The sequence below is a fragment of the Candidatus Enterococcus avicola genome, assembly GCF_047470845.1.
Lineage (GTDB): Bacteria > Bacillota > Bacilli > Lactobacillales > Enterococcaceae > Enterococcus_D > Enterococcus_D casseliflavus.
This window is the reverse complement of record NZ_JBLGTY010000010.1, coordinates 77,343-98,177: the sequence shown is the minus strand read 5'-3', so window position 1 is coordinate 98,177 and position 20,835 is coordinate 77,343. Positions and strand designations below refer to the sequence as shown.

Here is a 20,835-nt window from a genome sequence, read left to right as displayed (position 1 = left end):
CTAATTAATCGTTATCTATATAGTCATCATCTTCTAACGCATCCTTGTTAACAAAGGCTTGAAGTTGCCAAATATTTATATCTAAGTAATCTTTATAACTAATTAGTAAATCTTCTAATGCATCATCTGCTTCTTCTTGTGCTAAACGCATTGCACGAACGGTAAATTCACGATTAGTCCTAAAATCTTCTACTAACTGTATGACCATTTCTTCAGCAGAATAATATTTTTCAGACGGATCTTCAGAAATTATTGTAAATTCCTGAAATTCAGTAGTTGTTGAAGCTGGCTTAAATCCTGAAGCTAGTAAACGTTCTGCAATCTTATCAAACCATGTCTCATTCTCATTGTATAAATTCTCAAAAACACTATGCAATGAATAGAAATTTGTGCCTTTCACATACAAATGATATTGATGTAATTTTACATGTAAGGTATGGATATTAGCAAGTATATGATCTGTGACAGCTACAGCATTAATCTTAGTATGATGAATGTGTTCTTTATATGCTTTTTCAGCAGCTAATTTTTCTTGTCTTTCATTTGCTGTTGTCATTTTATACACCTTCCTTTACTTTTGAACTAATAACTGAATATCCTAGGTTTTCAATAGCTCTTTCAATTGTACTCAAATTGACTTGTTCTTCATCAAAATCTACTTTTACCTTACTTGCATTGAACAGTACTTTTACAGAATCTTTTTCTACACCAGCTGTCTGTTTTAAACCACTTTCAATTTTTTGTAAACACGATGGACAAGTTAATGTTTCTAATTTTAATGTTGCTTTAGTCATATCTATCACTCCTTTAAATAAATTATACAGGACATTTCTTTTAAGATAATTGACATAGATCAATTATCTTAATTGATATCTTCTTAATCTCATTGCATTTAAAATAACTACTAAAATACTTGCCTCATGAACTAACATACCTATCGACATAGACATCCATTCACTAAATATTAAACTAACCAATAATATTATCACCACACCAACAGCAATTAGAATATTTTGTCTCATATTCGCATATGTCCCTTTAGCTAAACCTAAAGCATGGGGGAGACGATTAAAATTGGAATTCATTAGAACAATATCTGAACTTTCAATAGCCACATCTGTCCCATTTCCCATAGCAATCCCTACTTCTGCAGTAGCTAGAGAAGGGCTATCGTTCACACCATCACCAATAAAAGCAATAATTTCACCAGTAGACTGTCTTTCTTTTAGAAACGCTTGCTTGTCCTCAGGTAACATATCGCCATGAGCCTCGGTTAATCCTAGCTCCTTTTTAACTAAATTAACTATGCCTTGATTATCCCCTGATAATACAGTGAGATTTTTAACACCAAGTGATTTTAATTTTTGTAGGTCTTGTTTAACACCTGCTCGAACTTGGTCACGGATTCCCATTAAAATAATTAACTTACGATCAACTGCCGTTAATACAATACTCTTCTTTTTTTTCAAGAACTCAAAAAAGCGGAAAATCCCAGATTTAAAAATCTGAGTTTCCGCTTTTGTCATTTCAAGGATGGACTATTGTCTCAGCCTCTTCTAATTTATTCTTAAGATATTTTTACTTTCTCTGCAGGTGCTGATACTTCTTTTTGTTCTTTTCGACCTTTCAACTTATACTTCATTAATCTCATGCCATTGAAAATTACCACCAAGATACTACCTTCATGAACCAACATTCCGATAGACATATTCATCCATTCGCTGAAGAAGACGCTGGTCAACAAGACCAACACTACTCCAATTGAAATCACGATATTTTGTTTCATATTATTTGCGGTGGCTTTTACTAATCCTAATGCGTGAGGCAAGTTGCTGAAGTTCGAGTTCATTAAAACGACATCGGATGTTTCAATCGCTACGTCCGTTCCGCTTCCCATTGCGATTCCAATGTCTGCTAAAGCTAAGGACGGACTATCGTTAACGCCATCTCCAACAAAGGCTACAATTTGACCACGTTGTTGAAGTTTTCCGATATAAGCCGATTTGTCTTCCGGCAACATGTGGCCGTGAGCTTCGGTCAAACCAAGTTCGCCGGCGACCACATCAACGGTTCCTTGGTTATCTCCTGAAAGAACGACTAGATTTTTCACGCCCAAGTCTTTTAATTCCTGCAAATTAGCTTTCACACCCGGACGGACTTGATCGCGAATGCCCATCAGTACTTTTAATTCACCGTCGACCGCTGTCAAAACGAGAGAGTTCCCTTGTTGTTCAAACCGTTTGACATCTTTTTGCACTTTTTTGCTGAGAGTGACATTTTCTTTTTCCATCAAGGCCACATTCCCAACAGCCACTCTATGTCCAGCTACACTTGAAACGATTCCGCCGCCTTTCACGACTTCAGTTCCTTCAACAGGATAAAAATTTGTTTCTCCAATTTGATTTAAGACCGCTTTTGCTAATGGATGATCTGATTCCCGTTCCACACTGGCCAGATAGCCAAGCGTTTCAGCAGAATCTTTTTCATACAGTTCAGTCGCTGCAACGGTTGGGTTTCCGACAGTTAAAGTACCTGTCTTATCAAATACAATTGTATCCACATTGCTGAAGTCTTGAATGACTTCACTCCCTTTTAAAAGAACACCGTTACGAGCACCATTCCCGATACCGGCAACGTTTGAGACAGGCACTCCGATAACTAATGCGCCTGGGCAACCTAGAACCAAGATGGTGATTGCTAACTCAATATTTTGACTGAACGCCCATACAACAATTGCCAGAACCAAGACAGCTGGTGTGTAGTATTTAGAAAAGCGATCAATGAACCGTTCCGCTTCGGATTTAGAATCTTGTGCTTCTTCCACGAGTTCAATAATTTTTCCAAATGTGGTGTCCTCACCAACTCGGTCAGCTCTGATTTGAATCGTTCCGTTTTCTAAAATGGTTCCTGCAAAAACTTCTGCATCAGCTAGCTTGTTGACCGGAACAGCTTCCCCTGTAATGCTAGCTTCATTGATATGCCCTTCGCCCGTAAGGACTGTGCCATCCACTGGAACTTTCGCACCCGTTTTAACGAGCAAGATATCCCCTTCATCTACATCATCCACTTCTACTTCTTCAAATTCGCCATTATCCATTTGTTTCAAGGCGCTTTCGGGTGCCATTTCAGTCAATTCTTTGATAGCAGATCGCGTTTGGTTCAATGTTCGTTGTTCCAAGTAGTGTCCGAATAAGAATAAGAACGTGACAATAGCCGATTCTTCATAATTTTGAATAAAAAGCGCACCAATCGCTGCAATACTGACTAAGACATCAATACTGATGACTTTGACTTTCATTGCTTGAAACGCTTGAATGGCAATTGGCGTAATCCCAAAGACAGAGGCGATGATCAAAGACCACTCTGAAAGTCCTACGTTTTCTAAAACAAAGTGACTGAAGAAACCGAGTGCGATTAACAATCCACTGATGACGGTGATAACATTTTTCTTGCTTAATATATATTGTTGCATGCTTTTTCCCTCCAAATTTAATTTCTCTTTTATTGATAAACACAGTATAAGATAATTGCCTAAGTAATTAATTGACTGACATCAAGTTTTGAAAAAATACGTGTCCCTTCTCACTATTTTTTTGATCTAACAGCCTCAATGACACTTATTCCTCTTTACAGTTATAACGATACCCTCTTTTTATCGAATAAAAATTTACGGCTATCAAGTTTAGAAAGTTCTCTTTTATCGTTTCTAAGCACCTCGAATCGGATTGCAACAAAAAAGCAATCCCGGAAAAATAGCTTTTCTTCCAGAATTGCCTAGTTCATTTAATCTGTTAAGCGGCCTTGACTTTTGCTTTAAGGACCGGATAGCCTACGTTTTCGATAGCTTTTTGAATCTCTTCAATCGAAGTGACAGCTGAATCAAAATTGGTTTTGACTTTGCTGGAGTTGAATAATACTTTAATGCTGTCTTTATCAATACCGTTAACTGATTTCAAGGCACCTTCAATTTTTTGCATACAACTTGGACAAGACAACGTTTCTAATTGCAATATAGCTTTTTCCATAATTCCTATCTCCTTTATGTGTTTTTATTTTATCCGCAGCAGATTAATGAACACTGCCTTTTCCTCTTTACAACTGTAGTATATCTCACTTTTAGCAAACGAAAATTGACGCATATCAAGTTTTGCACTTCTTTTTATCTTTTTGCTCAATTCACCATCTTAATAGTCTTTTTCTACCCCTTATTGCCATCAGAATAATAATAAATTGGTGGATAGTCTTGTCTGCGTATAAACCATACTACAATCGCGCCAATAAACAGGGCCAGAGACAAGGCTTGTGAAACGCGGATCTACTCGCCAATCCATAAACTGTCCGTTCGCATACCTTCAATGAAGAACCGACCCACTGAGTACCACAAAACGTAACTCAAAGCGACTTCTCCTTGACGCAAAAGCTGTTTTCGGTTCCGTATAGTGACGATGAGGACAAAGCCCAACAAACTCCACAATGACTCGTATAAAAAAGTCGGATGGTAGTAGGTACCATTGATATTCATTTGTTCAATGATAAATTCAGGTAAATAAAGATTTTCCAAGAATTGACGAGTAACCGGTCCACCATGAGCTTCCTGATTCATAAAATTGCCCCAACGACCAATGGACTGGGCTAACAATACATTGGGCGCTAAAATATCAAGAACGAGTGCCAAAGAAGTACCTTTTTTCTTTGCATACCAATATAGCGTACCCCCTCCTGCAATCAATCCCCCATAAATCGCAATGCCGCCATTCAAAATCGCAAGGATTTGTCCTGGATTTTGCAGATAATAACCAAGTTCAAATAACACATAATAAAGCCGAGCGCCGAGGAGTCCAATCGGAATTGCCCATAAGGCCATATCGATAATGGTATCCTCTTCCAGTCCTTTTTTCTTTGCTTCCTTGGTGCTCAACTGGAGAGCCGCTAATATGCCCGCTGCAATAATGACTCCATACCAATGAATCACAACAGAACCAATCTCCACCGCATGGGGATTCAAAACGACTAATACGAATTCCATTCTATTTGCTCCATTTCTTCAATTTTTCGCGTCATTCTAGTCATGGTGATGCTGAACAAGATTCCGGCTAAGCTCCATGGAAACCAAACAGTGAATACACTTTTATCTCCCTGGTCACTCGCTTCGTAATACGCCACTTTTCCGTGTCCTATTACGCCGGCTCCTTTTACAACTTCCTCTTCTTTTTCCATAGCTAACCTATCTGCCTCAACAACGTTAGACGTTTTTGCTTCGCCGCCAATCGTGTTCTTGGTGAAAGGGACGACAAAGAATGCACCCGCTGCTGACAACGTGATGGCAACTATCACCCAAAAATAATGCACATTCACCCCTACTTATTTTTACGTTTTGTTCGACAACCCTATCTTAAAGAAAAATAAAACAAAAAAACTTGAGGGTTATCATGTTTGTGCTTTTATTTTTCCAATGAATGAAGGTCGTTCTGTCTTAAAAAAGCCAAAAACGGACAGATGGAAGCAAAAGCACTGAGTTCTGTCCCGTTGTTAATGAAGAGCGACAGAACACCAACGTGTAGAAAAAAGTGTGTCCGATTATTCGCTGTAAAGCAATAAATCATCTAAATCCTGAATCTTGATCCTTTTCCCAGACAGCTGTTGAATCAATCCCTCGTCCTCCAATTCTCCAAATTTGCGACTGATGGTCTCAGGTGTCGTTCCTAAATAGGAAGCAATGTCCTTTTTTTCCATCGGCAGGGTGATGGTGGGAGAGTCGCCCATTTCAGGTTCCACATTTTCTGCCAAAAACAAAACTAAACGGGTAATGACACTCTCCAAGGCTACTTGTGTCGTTTGACGTTCTGAACTTTCTAACCGTTTAGACATTTCCGCCAATAGTTTTAAAGAAATAGCTGGGTATTGTTCCAGAAAATCTTGGACATCTTTTTGCTGAATCATACAGACAACGGTATCTCGGGTTGCTTCGGCATATTCCTCGTGTACTGCATCCGGGTTGAACAAGGTCCATTCTCCGGTGAAATCATCAGGGTTCAAGATCCGCACTAGCTGCTCTTTGCCAGAGTCTGCCAATCGATAAATACGGATTTTCCCACGATTGATAATATATAAAGTATCCTCTTTTTCTTGTGAACGAAATAGAAACTCTCCTTTTTGATACTGTTTCGTGTGGGCTTTTTCAGCAATGTAATTCATCGCGCTATCCTCTAAGTGATTGAATATTGGAACCAAGCGGATACAGGCTGCGTGGTCGCCAATTTCATGATGGGTATGTTTAGTCAATTCATTCTTCCCCTTTATTTATTTTGTTTATATTCGCTGCTTTTATTATATAAGTCTCTTACTACAAAAAAATTGATGCACATCAAGAAAATGGAAAAAGGACTGGAAAGAATTCCAATCCCTAAATCAGCTTCTACTTTTACCTTAATCTTCATCCTCATCAAGAGCGTCATCATCTTCTAATGCTTCTTTACCAATGAACGCTTGCAGCATCCAAATGTTCTTGTCTAAGTCATTTTTAAAAGCAATCAATGTATCTTCTAAAGCATCGTCACCCTCGTCTTGAGCTAAACGAATCGCGCGAATAGTTAGGTCACGAGTGCTTCTGAAGTCCTCGATAATATTTTCAACCATGTCTTCTGCTTTAGCGTATTTATTAACTGCATCTTCCGAAAGCATCGAATATTTTTCAAATTCAACCGTTGTCGAAGCAGGTTTATGCCCAGAAGTAATTAGACGCTCCGCAAGTTTGTCGAACCATTTTTCATTTTCGTTATACAACTCTTCAAATTTTTCATGCAACGTAAAGAAATTGGCTCCTTTTACATACCAGTGATATTGGTGCAGTTTCACATGTAATGTATGCATGTTGCCTAAAAGATGATCCGCAATGGCCGCTGCATTAATTTTCGTATGATGAACATGTTCCTTGTGTTCTTGTTCTTCTTGCAATCTTTCTTGGGGTGTTCTTTCTTGAGTAGCTTTATTTTCAGTCATGATTTATTCCTCCTATAATTTTGGTTTGTTTAAAATAGCTTTCTTTGATTCCTCCTTTTTCTTTACTGAATTTAGTATAGGATAGATTTCCGTTAAAAAAATTGACGCTCATCAAGAAAAGTATTTCTTAATAGACGCCAGGCTTTTTTATTAAATTCAACTGAAATAATCAAAGGAATGAAGTCGTTCCCTCCAAACAAAAATTTCATTAAAGTAGGGCCTAAAAAAAGAATAGCAACTATACTTTGTCAAGAGACCTGACTGCTATTTTTTTGCTTGTTATTCTTCAATTACCAAATGTCTTGCCTTGCAGTATATTTAATGCTCTTTCTCACTAGTGTTGCATGCAACACTAGTGAGAAAGAGTATTAATAAGATTAACCTAGAAGAATAACTTTACTTTATTTATGTCATACCATAAATAAAAATTGAAAAGAATTTTTTATTTATTTTTAGTAGATCGATTAATAGGAGTTTTAGCTTGGGAGCGTCAATAATTTTGTGTAAATGCTTCTTTCCTACTGTAGATTGTTTCTAATTCTCCATCGGTTGACTCAGCATTTGTTCGAGCTCGCCTTCGGCCTGTTGGAAACCTTTATGACTGCGACCTAGGAATTTTTGGTTGTGAGTATCAAAAGACGAGACTAAGAAACGTTCCATCGACTCTTCATTTTGGAACTGTTCCTTGCGGTGGCTGTATTTCTTGATTTGCTTATTAAAGGATTCAATCAATCCAGTTGCTGCACTATATAAAAAATTTCATCATAGTTTCGCCCTAGTCGTTCCAAAGATTCGATGACAAAAATATCCTTCTTCCTTAAAAAATGAAGTTCTTTTTGCAATTATTCTCGTGAGGTCTTCTTTTAACTACATAAAATTGTAACCACTGGTTTTAAGAGTAGTGTATCATCCCAAATCATATAATTAATTGACTGCGATTGTTATAAAACTCACGGTAAGCCATATAACTAGCAATAAACGAAGAAATCGCAGTAACTGAAATCAACATAAACATCACAACAATTTGGTAACGAATCGCTTGAACAGGATCAATTCCCGCAAAAATCAACCCTGACATCATACCTGGTAGGCTGACAAGTCCAACCGTTTTTGTTCGGTCAATAGAAGGAGCCATGCCCGTTTTGACGCTTTCTCTTACAATACTCATGGACGCTTGTTTTTTATTGGCTCCCAATGCCAATTTTTCCAATACCTGTTGGCGTTGGTCCGTAAATTTTGAATTCAAAGACCGATAGGTCACTCCAATCGCAGTCATGGCGTTGCTGGCAATCATGCCTGTAATTGGAACGATTTGGGAAGGGGACCAGTCAATGACTCCTGAAAAAACAAGAATGAGTAAGGACAAGGCTGTTCCTACTCCAATAGCCGTCGTTGAAATTTTAAAAGAGCGGTTGATCCCCTCACTGCGTGTATGGGCGTTATAAGAAGCGTTGAACACAATGAACAAAACCATCGCTAAAGTGAGAAAGTTGTTATCCACTCGTAATACGTAGCTCAATACATATCCAATAAGGAATAATTGAACGACAGCGCGAATTCCCGCAATAAAAATGTCGTTTCCTAATCCCAATTTCTCTTTGTAATCAATCAACAAGGCAACTATCAAGAGGACAGAGGATAAAAGCAAAGAAAGATTACTGATTTCCAAATTGTTTGTCATTTCGATTCCTCCATTTTTCCACCTTTGATAGTAATCAGACGAGAAGCTTGGTCGATTTCTTCCTGGTTGTGAGTGACGGCCAACACCGTAGTTTGTTGGTCTTTCATCATGTCTCGGACTAAATCAAGGACAATCGCTCTGTTTTCTTGGTCCAATGAACTGGTAACTTCATCCAGGAGCAACACTTTCGGTTGATACATCAAATTTCGGACCAATGCAACCCGTTGTTTTTCCCCTCCTGATAGTTCCTTGACCTCTTTCGATAAGTAAGTTTCAGGTATTTGAACTCGTTCTAACAATTTTTTTGCACGTTCCCGATCAAATCCTTCTTCTCTTATGCGGGCAGGAAAAGACAAGTTCTCTTGAACTGTCTCATCGAATAGAGAAGCGTTTTGAAAGAAATAAGAGACTTCTTTTCTATACTCCACAGGATCGATTTTTTGCAGATCCGTACCTCGATAATAAATTTTTCCGGAAGTTGGGGAAAGCAGCGTACCAATTAATTTCAAAAGGGTACTTTTTCCACTTCCAGAAGGACCAGAAAAAACAATCACTTCCCCTTTGTTTACTGTAAAAGAGATATCTTGAAGGATTTGGTTTCCGTTTGCCTGAAAACCAACCTTCTCTAATTGAAACAATGAATCACTCATACCACATCTCTCCTTTATAAAAAAGCCCTGCACCAGTGGACCATCCATACGGGTGCAGGGCTTTTGTTTCATCCTAGTGTACCTCAGTGTTCGTTTGGATCGTTTTTGGCGTCTTCATGAGTAGGGTGAACCGTTCCTTCAAGGTGATCTGGACCAGCATAAATGGTATACAGTCTGAGCGGCTTATCACCGGTGTTTTCGATGTTGTGCCACATGTCCGCCGGAACAAATACGGCGTCATCATCCATCACTTTTTGTTGAACATGTAAGTTATCTTTAGAAGGCCCCATTTTACACACGCCTTCTCCTTCTTCAATACGGATAAATTGGTCAATGCCTTCGTGCACTTCCAAACCGATGTCATCGCCCGGTTGAATGGACATTACGGTGACTTGCAGTTTACTGCCTGTCCAAATGGTCGTCCGGTAATTATCATTTCCTGTGGTGGCGTCTTCAATATTAATGATATACGGCTTCTTCCCATGATCCTTGTAGTCTATTTCCATCTTCCATTCCTCCTAGTCTTTTTACTAAAACAATGATACCTACTTCTTATTTATAATAATTCTAATAAATGGTACCACATCTAAAATTCTATGCAAAAAATTGGCTTTTTGGAGAGCGATTCTAAACAAAGACCATATAACGCGCAATTACAATTGGTATCCCTTAATCCTCAGCACATAAAGGAAAAAATATGGAATCAAAAAATAACCGATATGTACTCTGGTTATGACTTGAATCAGGGAGAATTTCAGAGACGACACATCATACTTTTTTAGTTTGCACTTGTAAACTAACTAGCGTATATTAAGTTTATGCTCACTATCAAGCGTTGTCAATCCTTTAGAATCTTATCAATTTCGAAAGAAAGTAGCAAGGTTATTGATTGTGACTGTAAAAGTGGGGTGTTCCTATAAGCACATTAAACTATCTTCTCTAATTTATCATGCTATTTAAATTCTGTTTTTTCATGAGAATTTTTGTCCAAAACTTGTTAAAATGATTTTAAAAAATACTTACATACACAATCCCCAAAAAACACTAATGTCATTTCAGTCAAAAAAGATACCGCAGAAAATTTCCACCTGAGATTCGATACGATATTACTCTCTTGACAGCCAGCTTAATTCCTTAGTTGAATAGATTATTAAAGTGCACAAAAAAACAATGCGGCGTTTGTTATATTTTCTGGTATAAGCGACGGTGCTATAAACTTTTTTGCAGATTAAAAATCATATGAATTTAACTCCAGTAATAAGAGTTTAAGTGCCAATGCATGTTTGATTTCTTCGTTGCGTTGGTAAATCAAGAACAAAGTCGGGGTTTGGACGCGTCCAACGCTAAACACGCCTCTCATGCCGTTTTTCTGCATATAAAGCGTGTAAAGACGGGTGAGATTGATTCCTACCAGCCAATCAGCGATTTGTCGGGTTTCTGCTTCTTTGTAAGTGGAATAAAACGCCTGTCCGTCCTTCAGATTTTGAAATCCTTTTTTGATTTCGCTAGTTTCAAGCGAGTTGATCCATAAACGTTTAATGGTTTTCCGGCTATTTCCCGAAAGGTTGATAATCAAGCGGGCGATTGCTTCACCTTCTCGGTCGCTGTCGGTCGCAATCACGATTGTTTCCGCTTCATCTAAATGCTTTTTGACGATCTTGTATATATTGATGTAAGAATAGACACTGTTACGATAAAATACTTTGTAAAAATATACCCTACTTCCCCGATACTCATAACCATTCCTTCTCTTCTAGTACATTTGGTGTTCATTTTGATGATGCTCTTCTACTTCGGCTCATGTTTAGCAGCTTATTGATTTTTGCTTTATTGCTTCAGCCAACCTTTATTTACGGCATCATCTATAAGTTTTCTAACATAGTCCCAAACTTCTGGCATAATTTCTTTGATGACCTCGTTTCGTTTTAATTCGCGTTCAACATCAATGTTATTTTCTAACCAGGTATTCCCGTCACAGTAGTATATCTGCAAGACAGGCTGTAACCTATCGATTGCCGCTGCATATTTTGCTTCTACGGTTGCCATCTCCTCAAACTCTTCCCACAAATCCATAAATTCATCATATTGTTCTCTCGGTAATGTAGAAAATAAACTTGTAGCTGCTTCCCGTTCTCGCTGTACTTTATCCAGGTACCCAGCTTCATCATAACAATAGGTATCACCTGCTTCGATTTCTACCATATCATGAATAATTAACATTTTGAGTACTCGCAACAAATCCACTTGCCCTTCGGTTGCGACATGTTCTGCAAGCAATAGTGCACATAATGTCAAATGCCAGGTGTGCTCTGCATCATTTTCCCGTTGGTTTCTATCATAGATCAGTGTCGATTGTCTAAGGATGGCTTTAAGCTTGTCAGCTTCGACAATAAACTGGATCCTCTTTTCTATTGCATTCATCTGTGACCTCCAATTATTTGTTGAATGAATTTATATCAAAGGTACAGCTTTTTTCCACAATGCCTCCAAAGTTGCATAAAAAAACTGCAGCCTTTTCTTTTGGTAAAACAATTACTCCTGCACAAACCTTAATGAAAGGCTCCTTTCAAACTTCCTATAACACTTTTTCCTCACGAATGATCGTTGTTGTTACTTCAACTACTCCACGGAAAAATGCAATGAATGGGGCGTAGGCGCGATCAATGTCAGCCCACATCTTTCTTTAAAATAGGTTTTTCTATCTTGTTTCGCCACTTGCAAAATTTCTGCCTCAGCAAAAGGGACCACATTGTCACTCCCCCGCAATTCACTGCATTCCAAAATAATCAAAATCTCTGCTTCTAATGTATTGATTCTCGCATACTGTTCAAAAAAGTTTTCGTGATTGATTTCTTGGATCGCTCGTTTGATTTCGAAGCAATTGGCAAGAATCTTTTCTTTGAGTTCTGGAAACTCTTCCTTGAAAAAAAGCCGCTCCGTTTCTTCCATGTAGAAGTTTAAATATTCTTCCATTGAATGGATCTTAAATGCTGACTCCATCTTTAGTCCTCCTGTTCTATTGATTGGTGAATCTTATGTAAAATCCTGTTTATGTGTTTATCGTTGGAACGAATACGTCGATGCGTACTCTATGGAAATATTGAAAGGAAATCGACCTTTAGGCTGAAATCACTAGCATTACGTTAAATAGAGGATTCGAACACTCTTTCTTACCTTCGCTTTTTCGTAAAACGTTTCTGTTGACCGAGATCTTTATGCCTGCATTATTACATGTTTTTTTAGGAAAGGAGACGCCAATCATTTGTTTGTTAGAAGCAAATAAAGTCCTGTTAGATACCTTCGGGTTGGATCGTATCAATTTTAGTTTCATAAAAGTAAACAAGCCCAATAGCCGATTGAGCGATTGACAAACTACATAGGAAATCTGAGAAACGCTGTGCAAAACTTTTCGCTTCCTACTAAAAAAAGGGAGGATTCTCTGGTTTTGAGAATCCTCCTTTTTTTCATACTGTGAAATCCACAGTTTTACGTATGTTTTTGACTAAACTCATTCTGGAACTTTTCAACTGCTTCAATCAGTTCAAGCCAGCGATCCCCCGTTGGAAAACTATTCCATTTAAAAAATTGGACGTTGGGATTTTGGTCAATAAAAGCTTGCCGATTGACGGGATAATCTGTCACGACAAAATCGGGATTTTCGGAAACAAATGAAAGTGTGTACCCAAACCAGCGCTTCAATCGTTCCTTTTGTCTGATTTCTTGGATTTTTCCGAATTTTGATTCGTGAAAAATACGAACCGTAGAACGATCAATTTTCGCTACCAGAGAAAGAAGCATACTATATTGAAAAAGCAAGCGATTGTTCGCTTCATACATGGTTGAAAAAATTGGTGATTGTTGCGCTAACGATTCGTACATCTCCTGAACAAACGGAAAAATCTTAGGAAAGACACGGCGATAATCTTTGTCCGTGGTGCTTTTTCCAAAGGCATCGATCTTATTTTTCGATGCAAAAAGAAGCGAAACCGAATGAATATTCAAGGCATTGACCAACAGATAATCAATATTGCTTTCAGAAACGAGAAAAACTTTCTGAGCGTTTTCCGCAAATAGCCTTGCTGCAGCGATTGCTCGTGGAGAAAAATGATCCCCAATTGTTAACTGACTAGGAATCTCTTCAGGTAAGTACGTCGTCATGACAGAAAACATATAATACAAGAAGAGAAATTCTGTTTCTGGAAGCCCATTTAGAATCAAATTGTCTCTTAGCAATGGCTTGATCAGCTCTTCTTTAAATTCTTCAAAGGAAATCGTCAGATGCCTCATCTCCCTCATCTCTTGAGGAATCTCTTTTACAGGAAAGCCTCTTTTAAAACGATAAATACTTAACGCCAACAATTGAACAAATTTCTCCTGATCAATCCCGCGATAAAAACTGGGATAACTTGTCAACTTTTTCTTCAATGTACTGACACTTTGTTTCGTCAATCCACTATAACGCACGTTCGTTGCATCATAGATCTGCCAATACATGATGTGGAAAAAATGCCGAATGCGGTATTCTTCGCCCACAAAAAGCGGTTTTCTTTTTAGGTTCAATCGAATGTGATAATTTTCAAGAATCGTTTCTACTTCCTTTAGTTTTCTTTGAACCGTGCGATTGCTGACATAATGTTGTTGGGCGGTTTCTTCCAGCGACACATACTTATCACTAAAGAGTCTGTCTAAAATTTGAAATGGCATGCTTTCTTCTAGCATGACCGAATAAAGCTTAGACAAAAGAAAATTCGGCGCAAAATAAAGCGTCATCTCTCTACCTTCATGCAACGCAATCTCAAAATAAGGATACGCCGTTTGCAAATCGAGTGCTCGCTCAAAAACTAAGACGATTCGTCGTTTTGATAAGTTTGTCTTTTCAGCAAGAACATTTAGTTTTTCACGCTCCACAGCCTGCTCAAAAAAATGCGCAAACAATTCATAAACATCTTGGTCTAATTTAGTTAAAAGAAATTTATACATAATAATACCTCTTAACTTTATTTTTAAGGTAATTATACTCCTTTCACGATCTATTTTCATTCAGTGTGTATTCATTGACTACTTATTTCATTTTATAAGAAGCTGTCTCTGAAACTATCACCTTCTGAATCATTTAGGATAAGCAAAATCATGGCTACAACTACTTAGAACTACGAGTTACTACGTCTGGAGAACATTGCTCTTTCTAACAGCTAGTTTAAGACGACAAAACAGTCCAAAGCGCTATTTATCAAAAAATTATTTTATAATAATAAAAGTAAAAAACCGTATATTTTGCTACGATAATAAGAGAGTCGGTTTTTAGGAGTATTTACAATCGAAGAGTTAGGTAGCCTTTGAGCATTTCAACAATTCCAAAAGCTTTTACTTTCTATCAATTACGCTTATATAAAGTTGAAAATTAGTACAGTTATTTTTAAAGTATCTTCGCCATAATCAAGCTAACTTCTTACATTAATTAAAAAGAATGGGGGGACAGGTGTTCATGCTTCGCTGAATGAACTGAAATCAATGAAAATATCAAAAAAAATAGTATGGTCAAGTGTTGCTAGTATTCTCGTTCCGATTTTAATAAGTCTCGCTGTCTTTGTCTCCCCTAGTAATAAACCTGGGATCGTTGTCTCAAATGACTTTGGAAAGATCACAGTTCCGTTGCGAATAAGTAGAATCTATTTACTCAAACAAACACTGTCTTCTATCAGCCTGAAATACGCTCAGCCAAAACAGTTCTGGAGGAGGCGAATTTATTAGGAGAAAGCACACTTTCGATAAAAATCGGTGAGGAAGAAAAAGAAATTGTTTCTTATATTGATGCCAATGTTAAGAACTTCTCTCTAGAACTAAACGTGGAAGACTATGACAAAACAACAGGAAAATTAGTCTTGACTATTGCCTATCGTGATGGCTTGAATGATGAATTCAAGAACGTAACATTCGAAAGATAACTGATAAAAACCTATATTCTCGCTCATATTTAAATAGGGTTAAACAAAGAGTATCCAGAAAACAATCAATTCTGGATACTCTTTCCTCTCTATTGAAAAGCTTTTAATTTTCAGTTTTTCTTTTTCGTCTCAAAATTACTACGAAAGAAAACAGAACAGTGATGACTCCCAAAAAGCCCATGATTCGTTGACCTGTAAGTTGTTCTCCTGTTGCAGGCAACTTATTTTTTGATTTGGTTTGTGTGTTTGTTTGCTTGCTGTTATTTCCTGAGCTATTCCCGTTCTCTTCGTCCGGCGTCTTGTTTTCTGATTCTGGTGTATCTTTTCCTGAATCTTCTCCCGGTTCATTCTCTTTATCAGCACTGTAAACATAAATAACTTCTTGGACGGCATCACTGAAGGTACCTTTTGCATTTTTAGGCGTCTTTGAAACCCGCCAGCCAGATATTTCTTTGGCGTTGCTTTAGACGTCGTGTATAACGCTTGCAAGTTGCTAGCGTATTCTAAACCAGTAAAATCGACTACTGTGTCTTTGACTAAAGAAGAAAAATCTAACTGTTTTAGATTCACCATATCTTCTTGAGTGATCGTATCAACTGTTTTGTTTAGCCCTTTCGCTACCTCATTTTGCAAATTCTTATCCGGCATCCAAGCGTCTAATGAAACGCTTCGATTAGAGAATGCCTCTTTCATTTCCGCTGATGATTCAGTTGCCGAGCTAGCTGTGTCTTTACTTGAATCAGGGAGGTTTTTTTCTGTACTTTCCGTCGAGCCACTTTTCTCATCATCATTAACCACTTCTTGCGATTCTGAGTTACTTGTGGTGTCACCGTTGATTTCTTCTTTTATACGAGAAGAATCGACTGTTTCAGTAGTCTCCTCCACTTTTTCTAATGTTCCTAATGTCGTGATTTCTTTGTTTGATGGAATGGTTTCCTGTTCCTCAGCCATAACTTGTGCCAAAGGTGCCAACACAGGCTGACTTAACAAGATCGCCAATGACAAATAGCCCCAAAATTTACTTTTCATAACATTCTCCTTTTATATTCGTTTAAATACGATACGCTTTCCTATCTTTCACCTATCGACAAACTTCCCCTTCTGATGATGGTGACGACTTGTTAATTACAATCTTTAGACACAGGATACCCCTGTTCATTTTGATAGTATTACATGGTTCATCATTCTGAACACGTCAACATTTGTATCAGAAATGACCAAACTTGTCAGGTTTTAACAAACAGGTTATTCAAGCAAACAGATCGCTCACTTCACCTGCTCCTTCATGCTCCAAGCTTGGCCTCAGTTAGCGTTATAATCACTGATTTAAATTGTTTTTTTTAATTTACACACAAAAAAAGAGACACATAACATGCATCTCTTTGGGCGGCCCATTGTAAGTTCAGCCTATTATTGATTTTTTACTAGTTATCCCGATACTCGATCGTCAATCCTTTTAAAAAGTTGCGGGCATATTTGTCTAAACATGGTTTGTAATTGCGATGGCCTTCTTTTCGTAAAATGGCGCCTAATTCACCTTTTGAAACTTTAACTCCCGCTTGCTCGAAAATGTCCAGCATTTCATCTGTTGTTAGGGAAAGGGCGATTTTTATTTTCTTCAGCATCAAATTATTTACATTGCCATTGTTCAACTCTAGGACAGGTTCTGCAGCATCTGGCTTTGTTCCTCGTTGCGAGCGAATCAAACCATTTAAGAAACGCTCAAAGGCTTCATTGGTACACTCAATCTCGTAGGTCTCAGGATCTTTTTTCTTCAATAATTGTCTTACTTCTTCTTTTGTGAAAGAAGCGCCGCCAAGTTCAAAAATTTTCACCATGTCGGTATCCTTGATATCCAAAGCATAGCGTAAACGCGTCAAGCGATCATTGTGATTCATTCTATACACCATCCATTTCTTAGGTTGATTATAACAAATAAACCTAGACGAGTAATCCCGTTTTCGCTTTTTTACTCTAAGAACCCATTTGTTTTCGTTCAAATGTATATCGCTTCTCTCATTCTACTTCCTCCGCTATACTTGATTTAGGGAGTAAATTTATTCTAACAAAACAATAAACGAAAAAAAGCATCTGTTCCGATGATGTTTTGGATTTCTTTATTGTTTTTATTTTGTACACAAAAAGGAGAGGAAAGAAATGAAGAAATACGGGAAATTTTTGGTAATGATTGGGGTATCGACGGTGATTATGTTTTGTATGATGTATTTCAATGTCTACGCCCTCGATCATATCTTTTTCAGCCAAACCCGCCTATTTATGGCACTAATGATGGGCGCGATGATGGCGATCATCATGCTGTTATTTATGTGGAAGATGTATGACAACAAGAAAATGAATATCGGAATTTTAGTTGTCAGTGTTGTACTCTTTTTTGGTTCACTGTTTATGGTCAGAAGCCAAACCGCCGTGGGAGATACGGCCTGGATGAAAGCCATGATTCCCCATCATTCGATTGCGATTCTAACCAGTAAAAATGCCGATTTGTCTGATCCAAGAGTAAAAGAACTTGCAGAAAAAATCATTGACGCACAGGAAAAAGAAATCAAAGAAATGAAAGAATTGATCGAAGAGTTGGAAAACAAATAGCCAGTTTGTGTGCTCACTCAAAGTACCAGCAGATCAACTTTATCGCCACGGTTGCGAAGCCCTTCAAACAATGGCTGAAGGGCTTCTTTTTTTATCGTCAGTTGCTTTCTTTCTACTGAAAACCCCTGACCGTTATTGCATCCGTTCTTGTTTGACTTTCTTATCCACAACATGACGCTTGGCAAGCTCTTGGCGAATAGCCGCTAAATCAATCCCCATTTCTGCCATTAAAACCAATGTATGATACGCCAAATCAGCAATCTCATAAACGGTTTCTTGGCGGTCTTCCTTCATCGCCCCAATCACGACCTCGGTTGCTTCCTCGCCGATTTTTTTTAAGATTTTCTCACTGCCTTTTTCAAACAAGTAGCTGGTATAGCTGCCTTCTTGCGGCGTATCTTTACGACCTTTTATCAGCTCATACAACGCATCGATGGTCGGAGAGGATTCTGTACCATAAAGCACCTCTGTAAAGCAGCTTTCTGTGCCTGTATGGCAAGCAGGTCCGTCTTTTTTTACTTTGGCGACTAAAGCATCTTGATCGCAATCTGCGGTCAATGATACTAAATGCTGGTAATTGCCGCTGGTTTCTCCTTTGCGCCACAATTCTTGGCGACTGCGGGAATAAAAGGTCATCAATCGGTCTTTCAAGGTCAAGGTCAAACTTTCTTGGTTCATATAAGCCAAGGTCAAAACTTCATTCGTTTCCACATCCTGCACGATCACTGGAACCAATCCTTGTTCATCAAATCGTACTTGCACCATGTTATCCACTCCTTCTATTGCCTATCAAAACGCCAACGCTATACGATTCGTACGGGAATATCGACGGCCTGTAATTGTTTTTTCAGTTCTGGGATTTTTACCTCGCCATAGTGAAAAATCGAGGCCGCTAACCCTGCTTCAATATTTGGCAATTGAAACAGCTCGATAAAATCGGCACTTTTGCCAGCACCACCCGATGCGACGATCGGTAATTTGGTGATTTCGCTGACAGCTTTCAGCAAGTCTAAATCAAACCCCTGCTTCACGCCATCGGTATCCATGCTGTTGATGACTAGTTCACCAGCACCTAACTGCTCAGCTTGGAGAATCCACGCCAATGCTTCTAAGCCTGTATCTTCCCGTCCGCCTTTGGCAAACACATGCCAGTTCTCACCGACACGGCGAACATCAACGGATAAAACAACGCACTGGCTGCCATAGCGTTTCGCGCCTTCTGCAATCAACTCTGGTCTGCGAAGTGCCCCCGAATTGACGCTGACTTTGTCGGCGCCACAGTTTAAGACTCGTTCAAAATCTGCTACTTGATTGATGCCACCGCCCACCGTCAAAGGAATAAACACTTCTGACGCCACGCGCTGCAAAATGTCCGTGAATAAGCCGCGTTCTTCTGCAGAAGCAGTAATGTCATAAAAAACCAGCTCATCGGCGCCTTGTTCATTGTAAAAGCGCGCCAAAGTCACTGGATCATTGACATCTTTTAAGCCAGCAAAATTGACCCCTTTCACGACTCGCCCATCTCGCACATCAAGGCAAGGAATGATTCGTTTGGCGATCATGCTTCTGCCTCCCCTGCTGCTAAGACATCCGCCAATTGGAGACTGCCGTTATATAAGGATTTCCCAACGATCACGCCAGAGATGCCCAACTGTTTTAATCCTTTAATATCTGCCAATGAAGCCACGCCGCCAGAAGCCACGATGTCGCAATCCAATTGATTGAGTTTTTCGTATAGCGGCAGATTGATGCCTTCTCCTGTACCGTCACGTGAGATTTCGGTAAAGATGATCGTTTGCGCGCCCCATTCCACCAATTGTTGGCAAAAAGTAAACGCGTCTGTTGCCGTTTTCTCGAGCCAGCCTTCCACGGCCACTTTTTCTTCCTTGGCATCGACCCCAATCGCGATCTTATTGCCGTATTTCTTAAGCATCGCTTTTGTGAATGCTGGGTCTTTCTGGGCAATCGTGCCGAGGATCACCCGATGAACGCCTGCTGCCAAACAATGCTGGATCGTTTCTTCCTCACGAATCCCGCCGCCAACTTCGACAAACAGATTGGTTTGCTGGACGATTTTTTTTGCGACATCAAAGTAATGGAGTTTGCCAGCTTTGGCACCATCTAAGTCGACGAGGTGCAGATAGTTGGCACCTTCTTCTTCAAATGAACGAGCAAATGCCACTGGATCATCCCCAAACACTTCTTTTTGCTCATAGTCTCCTTGGTACAAACGGACCACTTTTTGATCTAACAGATCAATTGCTGGAAAAATTTTCATAGCGGCACCTCCGTAAATGCTTTTAAAATCTTCAACCCGACAGCCCCACTTTTTTCTGGGTGGAACTGAGTACCGAAGACATTGTCTTTTTGCACGATACCGGGAATTGCTAGACCATAGTCACTGTCTGCTATGACATACTCTTGGCAATCAGTAGCAAAATAACTGTGGACATAGTAGACAAAGTCTTGTTCCCCTAGCCCGCTGACTAGAGGACTTTCCTTTCTGACAGTCAGCCGATTCCAACCAATCTGCGGCACTTTCAGATTCAGTTTGGCTTCTTCAAAGGCGCTTTGCATGGAAACGATCCGTCCTGGAATCAAACCGAGCCCCGCATGTGTGCCAAACTCCTCACTACTATCAAACAACAGCTGCATCCCTAAACAAATGCCTAAAAAGGGTTTGCCAGCTGCTGCCAATTCTTGGATCGGTTCGATCAGCGACAACTCTGCCAACTTTTGGCGGGCATCGCCAAAAGCGCCTACGCCAGGTAAAAGAATGCGGTCGGCAGCTTTTAATTCTGCTAGTGAACGCGTGATTTGGCAGTCAACACCCAAATAATCCAGCGAACGAGACAAGCTGAACAAATTGCCGACCCCATAGTCGATGATTGCTAACATAATACACCCCTTTCCTTATCTCATCCATCTGTGTGGAAGATACGTAATCATTTTT

Annotated in this window: 20 protein-coding genes and 4 pseudogenes; 1 reads left to right on the top strand and 23 read right to left on the bottom strand. The window is 39.1% G+C overall.

The genetic code is table 11. From position 1 onward, the window contains the following. Positions 1-4: 4 nt before the first annotated feature. The 19 genes and pseudogenes from ACI3E5_RS10190 to ACI3E5_RS10100 all read right to left on the bottom strand — a co-directional run bounded on the left by ACI3E5_RS10190 (position 5) and on the right by ACI3E5_RS10100 (position 17,173). The gene (locus ACI3E5_RS10190; protein ID WP_060792972.1) at positions 5-556 is read right to left on the bottom strand and encodes a Dps family protein; all 552 of its coding nucleotides are present in this window, start codon (positions 554-556) and stop codon (positions 5-7) included. A 1-nt stretch (position 557) separates the two neighbouring features. Then, a complete protein-coding gene (locus tag ACI3E5_RS10185; RefSeq protein WP_005225223.1) occupies positions 558-794 on the bottom strand; it encodes a heavy-metal-associated domain-containing protein in 237 nt (78 codons plus the stop codon). 63 nt (positions 795-857) lie between these two features. Next, positions 858-1,457, bottom strand: a pseudogene (locus ACI3E5_RS10180) (HAD-IC family P-type ATPase); the annotation flags it as partial. Between the two features lie 110 nt (positions 1,458-1,567). After that, the gene (locus ACI3E5_RS10175; protein WP_005225221.1) at positions 1,568-3,472 is read right to left on the bottom strand and encodes a heavy metal translocating P-type ATPase; all 1,905 of its coding nucleotides are present in this window, start codon (positions 3,470-3,472) and stop codon (positions 1,568-1,570) included. A 319-nt stretch (positions 3,473-3,791) separates the two neighbouring features. Then, on the bottom strand, positions 3,792-4,025 hold the full coding sequence (locus tag ACI3E5_RS10170; RefSeq protein WP_003125439.1) for a heavy-metal-associated domain-containing protein: 234 nt from the start codon (positions 4,023-4,025) through the stop codon (positions 3,792-3,794). A 173-nt stretch (positions 4,026-4,198) separates the two neighbouring features. Further along, positions 4,199-5,026 (bottom strand): annotated as a pseudogene (lgt, locus tag ACI3E5_RS10165) (prolipoprotein diacylglyceryl transferase). Then, positions 5,011-5,349 (bottom strand): hypothetical protein, encoded by a 339-nt coding sequence (locus ACI3E5_RS10160; protein WP_003102891.1) that lies wholly within the window; start codon positions 5,347-5,349, stop codon positions 5,011-5,013. The pseudogene lgt and the gene ACI3E5_RS10160 overlap by 16 nt, the downstream one beginning before the upstream one ends. Before the next feature lie 228 nt (positions 5,350-5,577). Next, complete coding sequence (locus ACI3E5_RS10155; protein ID WP_142658853.1) at positions 5,578-6,282, bottom strand: Crp/Fnr family transcriptional regulator; 705 nt, start codon at positions 6,280-6,282, stop codon at positions 5,578-5,580. Between the two features lie 144 nt (positions 6,283-6,426). Beyond that, entirely contained in the window at positions 6,427-6,999 is a 573-nt protein-coding gene (locus tag ACI3E5_RS10150) for a Dps family protein (RefSeq protein WP_002292150.1), read from the bottom strand. A 534-nt stretch (positions 7,000-7,533) separates the two neighbouring features. Next, positions 7,534-7,740 (bottom strand): annotated as a pseudogene (locus ACI3E5_RS10145) (IS256 family transposase); the annotation flags it as partial. A gap of 175 nt (positions 7,741-7,915) precedes the next feature. Further along, the gene (locus ACI3E5_RS10140; RefSeq protein WP_002318452.1) at positions 7,916-8,680 is read right to left on the bottom strand and encodes an ABC transporter permease; all 765 of its coding nucleotides are present in this window, start codon (positions 8,678-8,680) and stop codon (positions 7,916-7,918) included. Beyond that, positions 8,677-9,330 carry an ABC transporter ATP-binding protein gene (locus ACI3E5_RS10135; protein WP_002307505.1) on the bottom strand — a complete coding sequence of 218 codons (654 nt, stop codon included), beginning with the start codon at positions 9,328-9,330 and terminating at the stop codon, positions 8,677-8,679. Before ACI3E5_RS10135 ends, ACI3E5_RS10140 begins: the two co-directional genes overlap by 4 nt. Before the next feature lie 83 nt (positions 9,331-9,413). Next, complete coding sequence (locus ACI3E5_RS10130; RefSeq protein WP_002307506.1) at positions 9,414-9,836, bottom strand: cupin domain-containing protein; 423 nt, start codon at positions 9,834-9,836, stop codon at positions 9,414-9,416. A 773-nt stretch (positions 9,837-10,609) separates the two neighbouring features. After that, positions 10,610-10,951 (bottom strand): annotated as a pseudogene (locus tag ACI3E5_RS10125) (DNA topoisomerase); the annotation flags it as partial. Positions 10,952-11,157: 206 nt separating this feature from the next. Continuing rightward, positions 11,158-11,751 (bottom strand): HD domain-containing protein, encoded by a 594-nt coding sequence (locus tag ACI3E5_RS10120; RefSeq protein ID WP_060792975.1) that lies wholly within the window; start codon positions 11,749-11,751, stop codon positions 11,158-11,160. A gap of 198 nt (positions 11,752-11,949) precedes the next feature. After that, positions 11,950-12,330, bottom strand: coding sequence for a DUF7006 family protein (locus ACI3E5_RS10115; protein WP_060792976.1), 381 nt, complete (start codon positions 12,328-12,330; stop codon positions 11,950-11,952). A 486-nt stretch (positions 12,331-12,816) separates the two neighbouring features. Beyond that, on the bottom strand, positions 12,817-14,310 hold the full coding sequence (locus tag ACI3E5_RS10110; protein WP_121259908.1) for a helix-turn-helix domain-containing protein: 1,494 nt from the start codon (positions 14,308-14,310) through the stop codon (positions 12,817-12,819). Between the two features lie 1,068 nt (positions 14,311-15,378). Then, a complete protein-coding gene (locus ACI3E5_RS10105) occupies positions 15,379-15,723 on the bottom strand; it encodes an LPXTG cell wall anchor domain-containing protein (RefSeq protein WP_338134590.1) in 345 nt (114 codons plus the stop codon). 976 nt (positions 15,724-16,699) lie between these two features. Beyond that, a complete protein-coding gene (locus ACI3E5_RS10100) occupies positions 16,700-17,173 on the bottom strand; it encodes a YehS family protein (protein ID WP_010747557.1) in 474 nt (157 codons plus the stop codon). A gap of 259 nt (positions 17,174-17,432) precedes the next feature. Between ACI3E5_RS10100 and ACI3E5_RS10095 the strand changes: the two genes are divergently transcribed. Then, entirely contained in the window at positions 17,433-17,882 is a 450-nt protein-coding gene (locus ACI3E5_RS10095; protein WP_005225207.1) for a DUF305 domain-containing protein, read from the top strand. 132 nt (positions 17,883-18,014) lie between these two features. Here ACI3E5_RS10095 and hisIE read toward each other — a convergent pair whose 3' ends face one another. From hisIE to hisH, 4 genes are read right to left on the bottom strand one after another with little or no spacing between them, the layout of a single operon-like run. After that, positions 18,015-18,647, bottom strand: coding sequence for a bifunctional phosphoribosyl-AMP cyclohydrolase/phosphoribosyl-ATP diphosphatase HisIE (gene hisIE, locus ACI3E5_RS10090; protein ID WP_010747556.1), 633 nt, complete (start codon positions 18,645-18,647; stop codon positions 18,015-18,017). 38 nt (positions 18,648-18,685) lie between these two features. Next, positions 18,686-19,444: an imidazole glycerol phosphate synthase subunit HisF gene (gene hisF, locus ACI3E5_RS10085; protein ID WP_096742284.1), complete on the bottom strand. Its 759-nt coding sequence runs from the start codon at positions 19,442-19,444 to the stop codon at positions 18,686-18,688. After that, positions 19,441-20,160, bottom strand: a complete 720-nt coding sequence (hisA, locus tag ACI3E5_RS10080) for a 1-(5-phosphoribosyl)-5-[(5-phosphoribosylamino)methylideneamino]imidazole-4-carboxamide isomerase (RefSeq protein WP_015509107.1) — start codon at positions 20,158-20,160, stop codon at positions 19,441-19,443. Before hisA ends, hisF begins: the two co-directional genes overlap by 4 nt. Next, on the bottom strand, positions 20,157-20,780 hold the full coding sequence (gene hisH / locus ACI3E5_RS10075; RefSeq protein WP_060792980.1) for an imidazole glycerol phosphate synthase subunit HisH: 624 nt from the start codon (positions 20,778-20,780) through the stop codon (positions 20,157-20,159). Before hisH ends, hisA begins: the two co-directional genes overlap by 4 nt. Positions 20,781-20,835 lie beyond the last annotated feature (55 nt).

Excerpts from the sequence above, each read along its gene's own strand:
- ACI3E5_RS10095 (WP_005225207.1), top strand. The coding sequence starts at position 17,433 with ATGAAGAAATACGGGAAATTTTTGGTAATGATTGGGGTATCGACGGTG.
- hisH (WP_060792980.1), bottom strand. The coding sequence starts at position 20,780 with ATGTTAGCAATCATCGACTATGGGGTCGGCAATTTGTTCAGCTTGTCT.
- ACI3E5_RS10170 (WP_003125439.1), bottom strand. The coding sequence starts at position 4,025 with ATGGAAAAAGCTATATTGCAATTAGAAACGTTGTCTTGTCCAAGTTGT.
- ACI3E5_RS10190 (WP_060792972.1), bottom strand. The coding sequence starts at position 556 with ATGACAACAGCAAATGAAAGACAAGAAAAATTAGCTGCTGAAAAAGCA.
- hisIE (WP_010747556.1), bottom strand. The coding sequence starts at position 18,647 with ATGGTGCAAGTACGATTTGATGAACAAGGATTGGTTCCAGTGATCGTG.
- ACI3E5_RS10185 (WP_005225223.1), bottom strand. The coding sequence starts at position 794 with ATGACTAAAGCAACATTAAAATTAGAAACATTAACTTGTCCATCGTGT.
- ACI3E5_RS10110 (WP_121259908.1), bottom strand. The coding sequence starts at position 14,310 with ATGTATAAATTTCTTTTAACTAAATTAGACCAAGATGTTTATGAATTG.
- hisA (WP_015509107.1), bottom strand. The coding sequence starts at position 20,160 with ATGAAAATTTTTCCAGCAATTGATCTGTTAGATCAAAAAGTGGTCCGT.
- ACI3E5_RS10150 (WP_002292150.1), bottom strand. The coding sequence starts at position 6,999 with ATGACTGAAAATAAAGCTACTCAAGAAAGAACACCCCAAGAAAGATTG.
- ACI3E5_RS10135 (WP_002307505.1), bottom strand. The coding sequence starts at position 9,330 with ATGAGTGATTCATTGTTTCAATTAGAGAAGGTTGGTTTTCAGGCAAAC.
- ACI3E5_RS10100 (WP_010747557.1), bottom strand. The coding sequence starts at position 17,173 with ATGAATCACAATGATCGCTTGACGCGTTTACGCTATGCTTTGGATATC.
- ACI3E5_RS10175 (WP_005225221.1), bottom strand. The coding sequence starts at position 3,472 with ATGCAACAATATATATTAAGCAAGAAAAATGTTATCACCGTCATCAGT.
- ACI3E5_RS10140 (WP_002318452.1), bottom strand. The coding sequence starts at position 8,680 with ATGACAAACAATTTGGAAATCAGTAATCTTTCTTTGCTTTTATCCTCT.
- ACI3E5_RS10130 (WP_002307506.1), bottom strand. The coding sequence starts at position 9,836 with ATGGAAATAGACTACAAGGATCATGGGAAGAAGCCGTATATCATTAAT.
- ACI3E5_RS10115 (WP_060792976.1), bottom strand. The coding sequence starts at position 12,330 with ATGGAGTCAGCATTTAAGATCCATTCAATGGAAGAATATTTAAACTTC.
- hisF (WP_096742284.1), bottom strand. The coding sequence starts at position 19,444 with ATGATCGCCAAACGAATCATTCCTTGCCTTGATGTGCGAGATGGGCGA.
- ACI3E5_RS10120 (WP_060792975.1), bottom strand. The coding sequence starts at position 11,751 with ATGAATGCAATAGAAAAGAGGATCCAGTTTATTGTCGAAGCTGACAAG.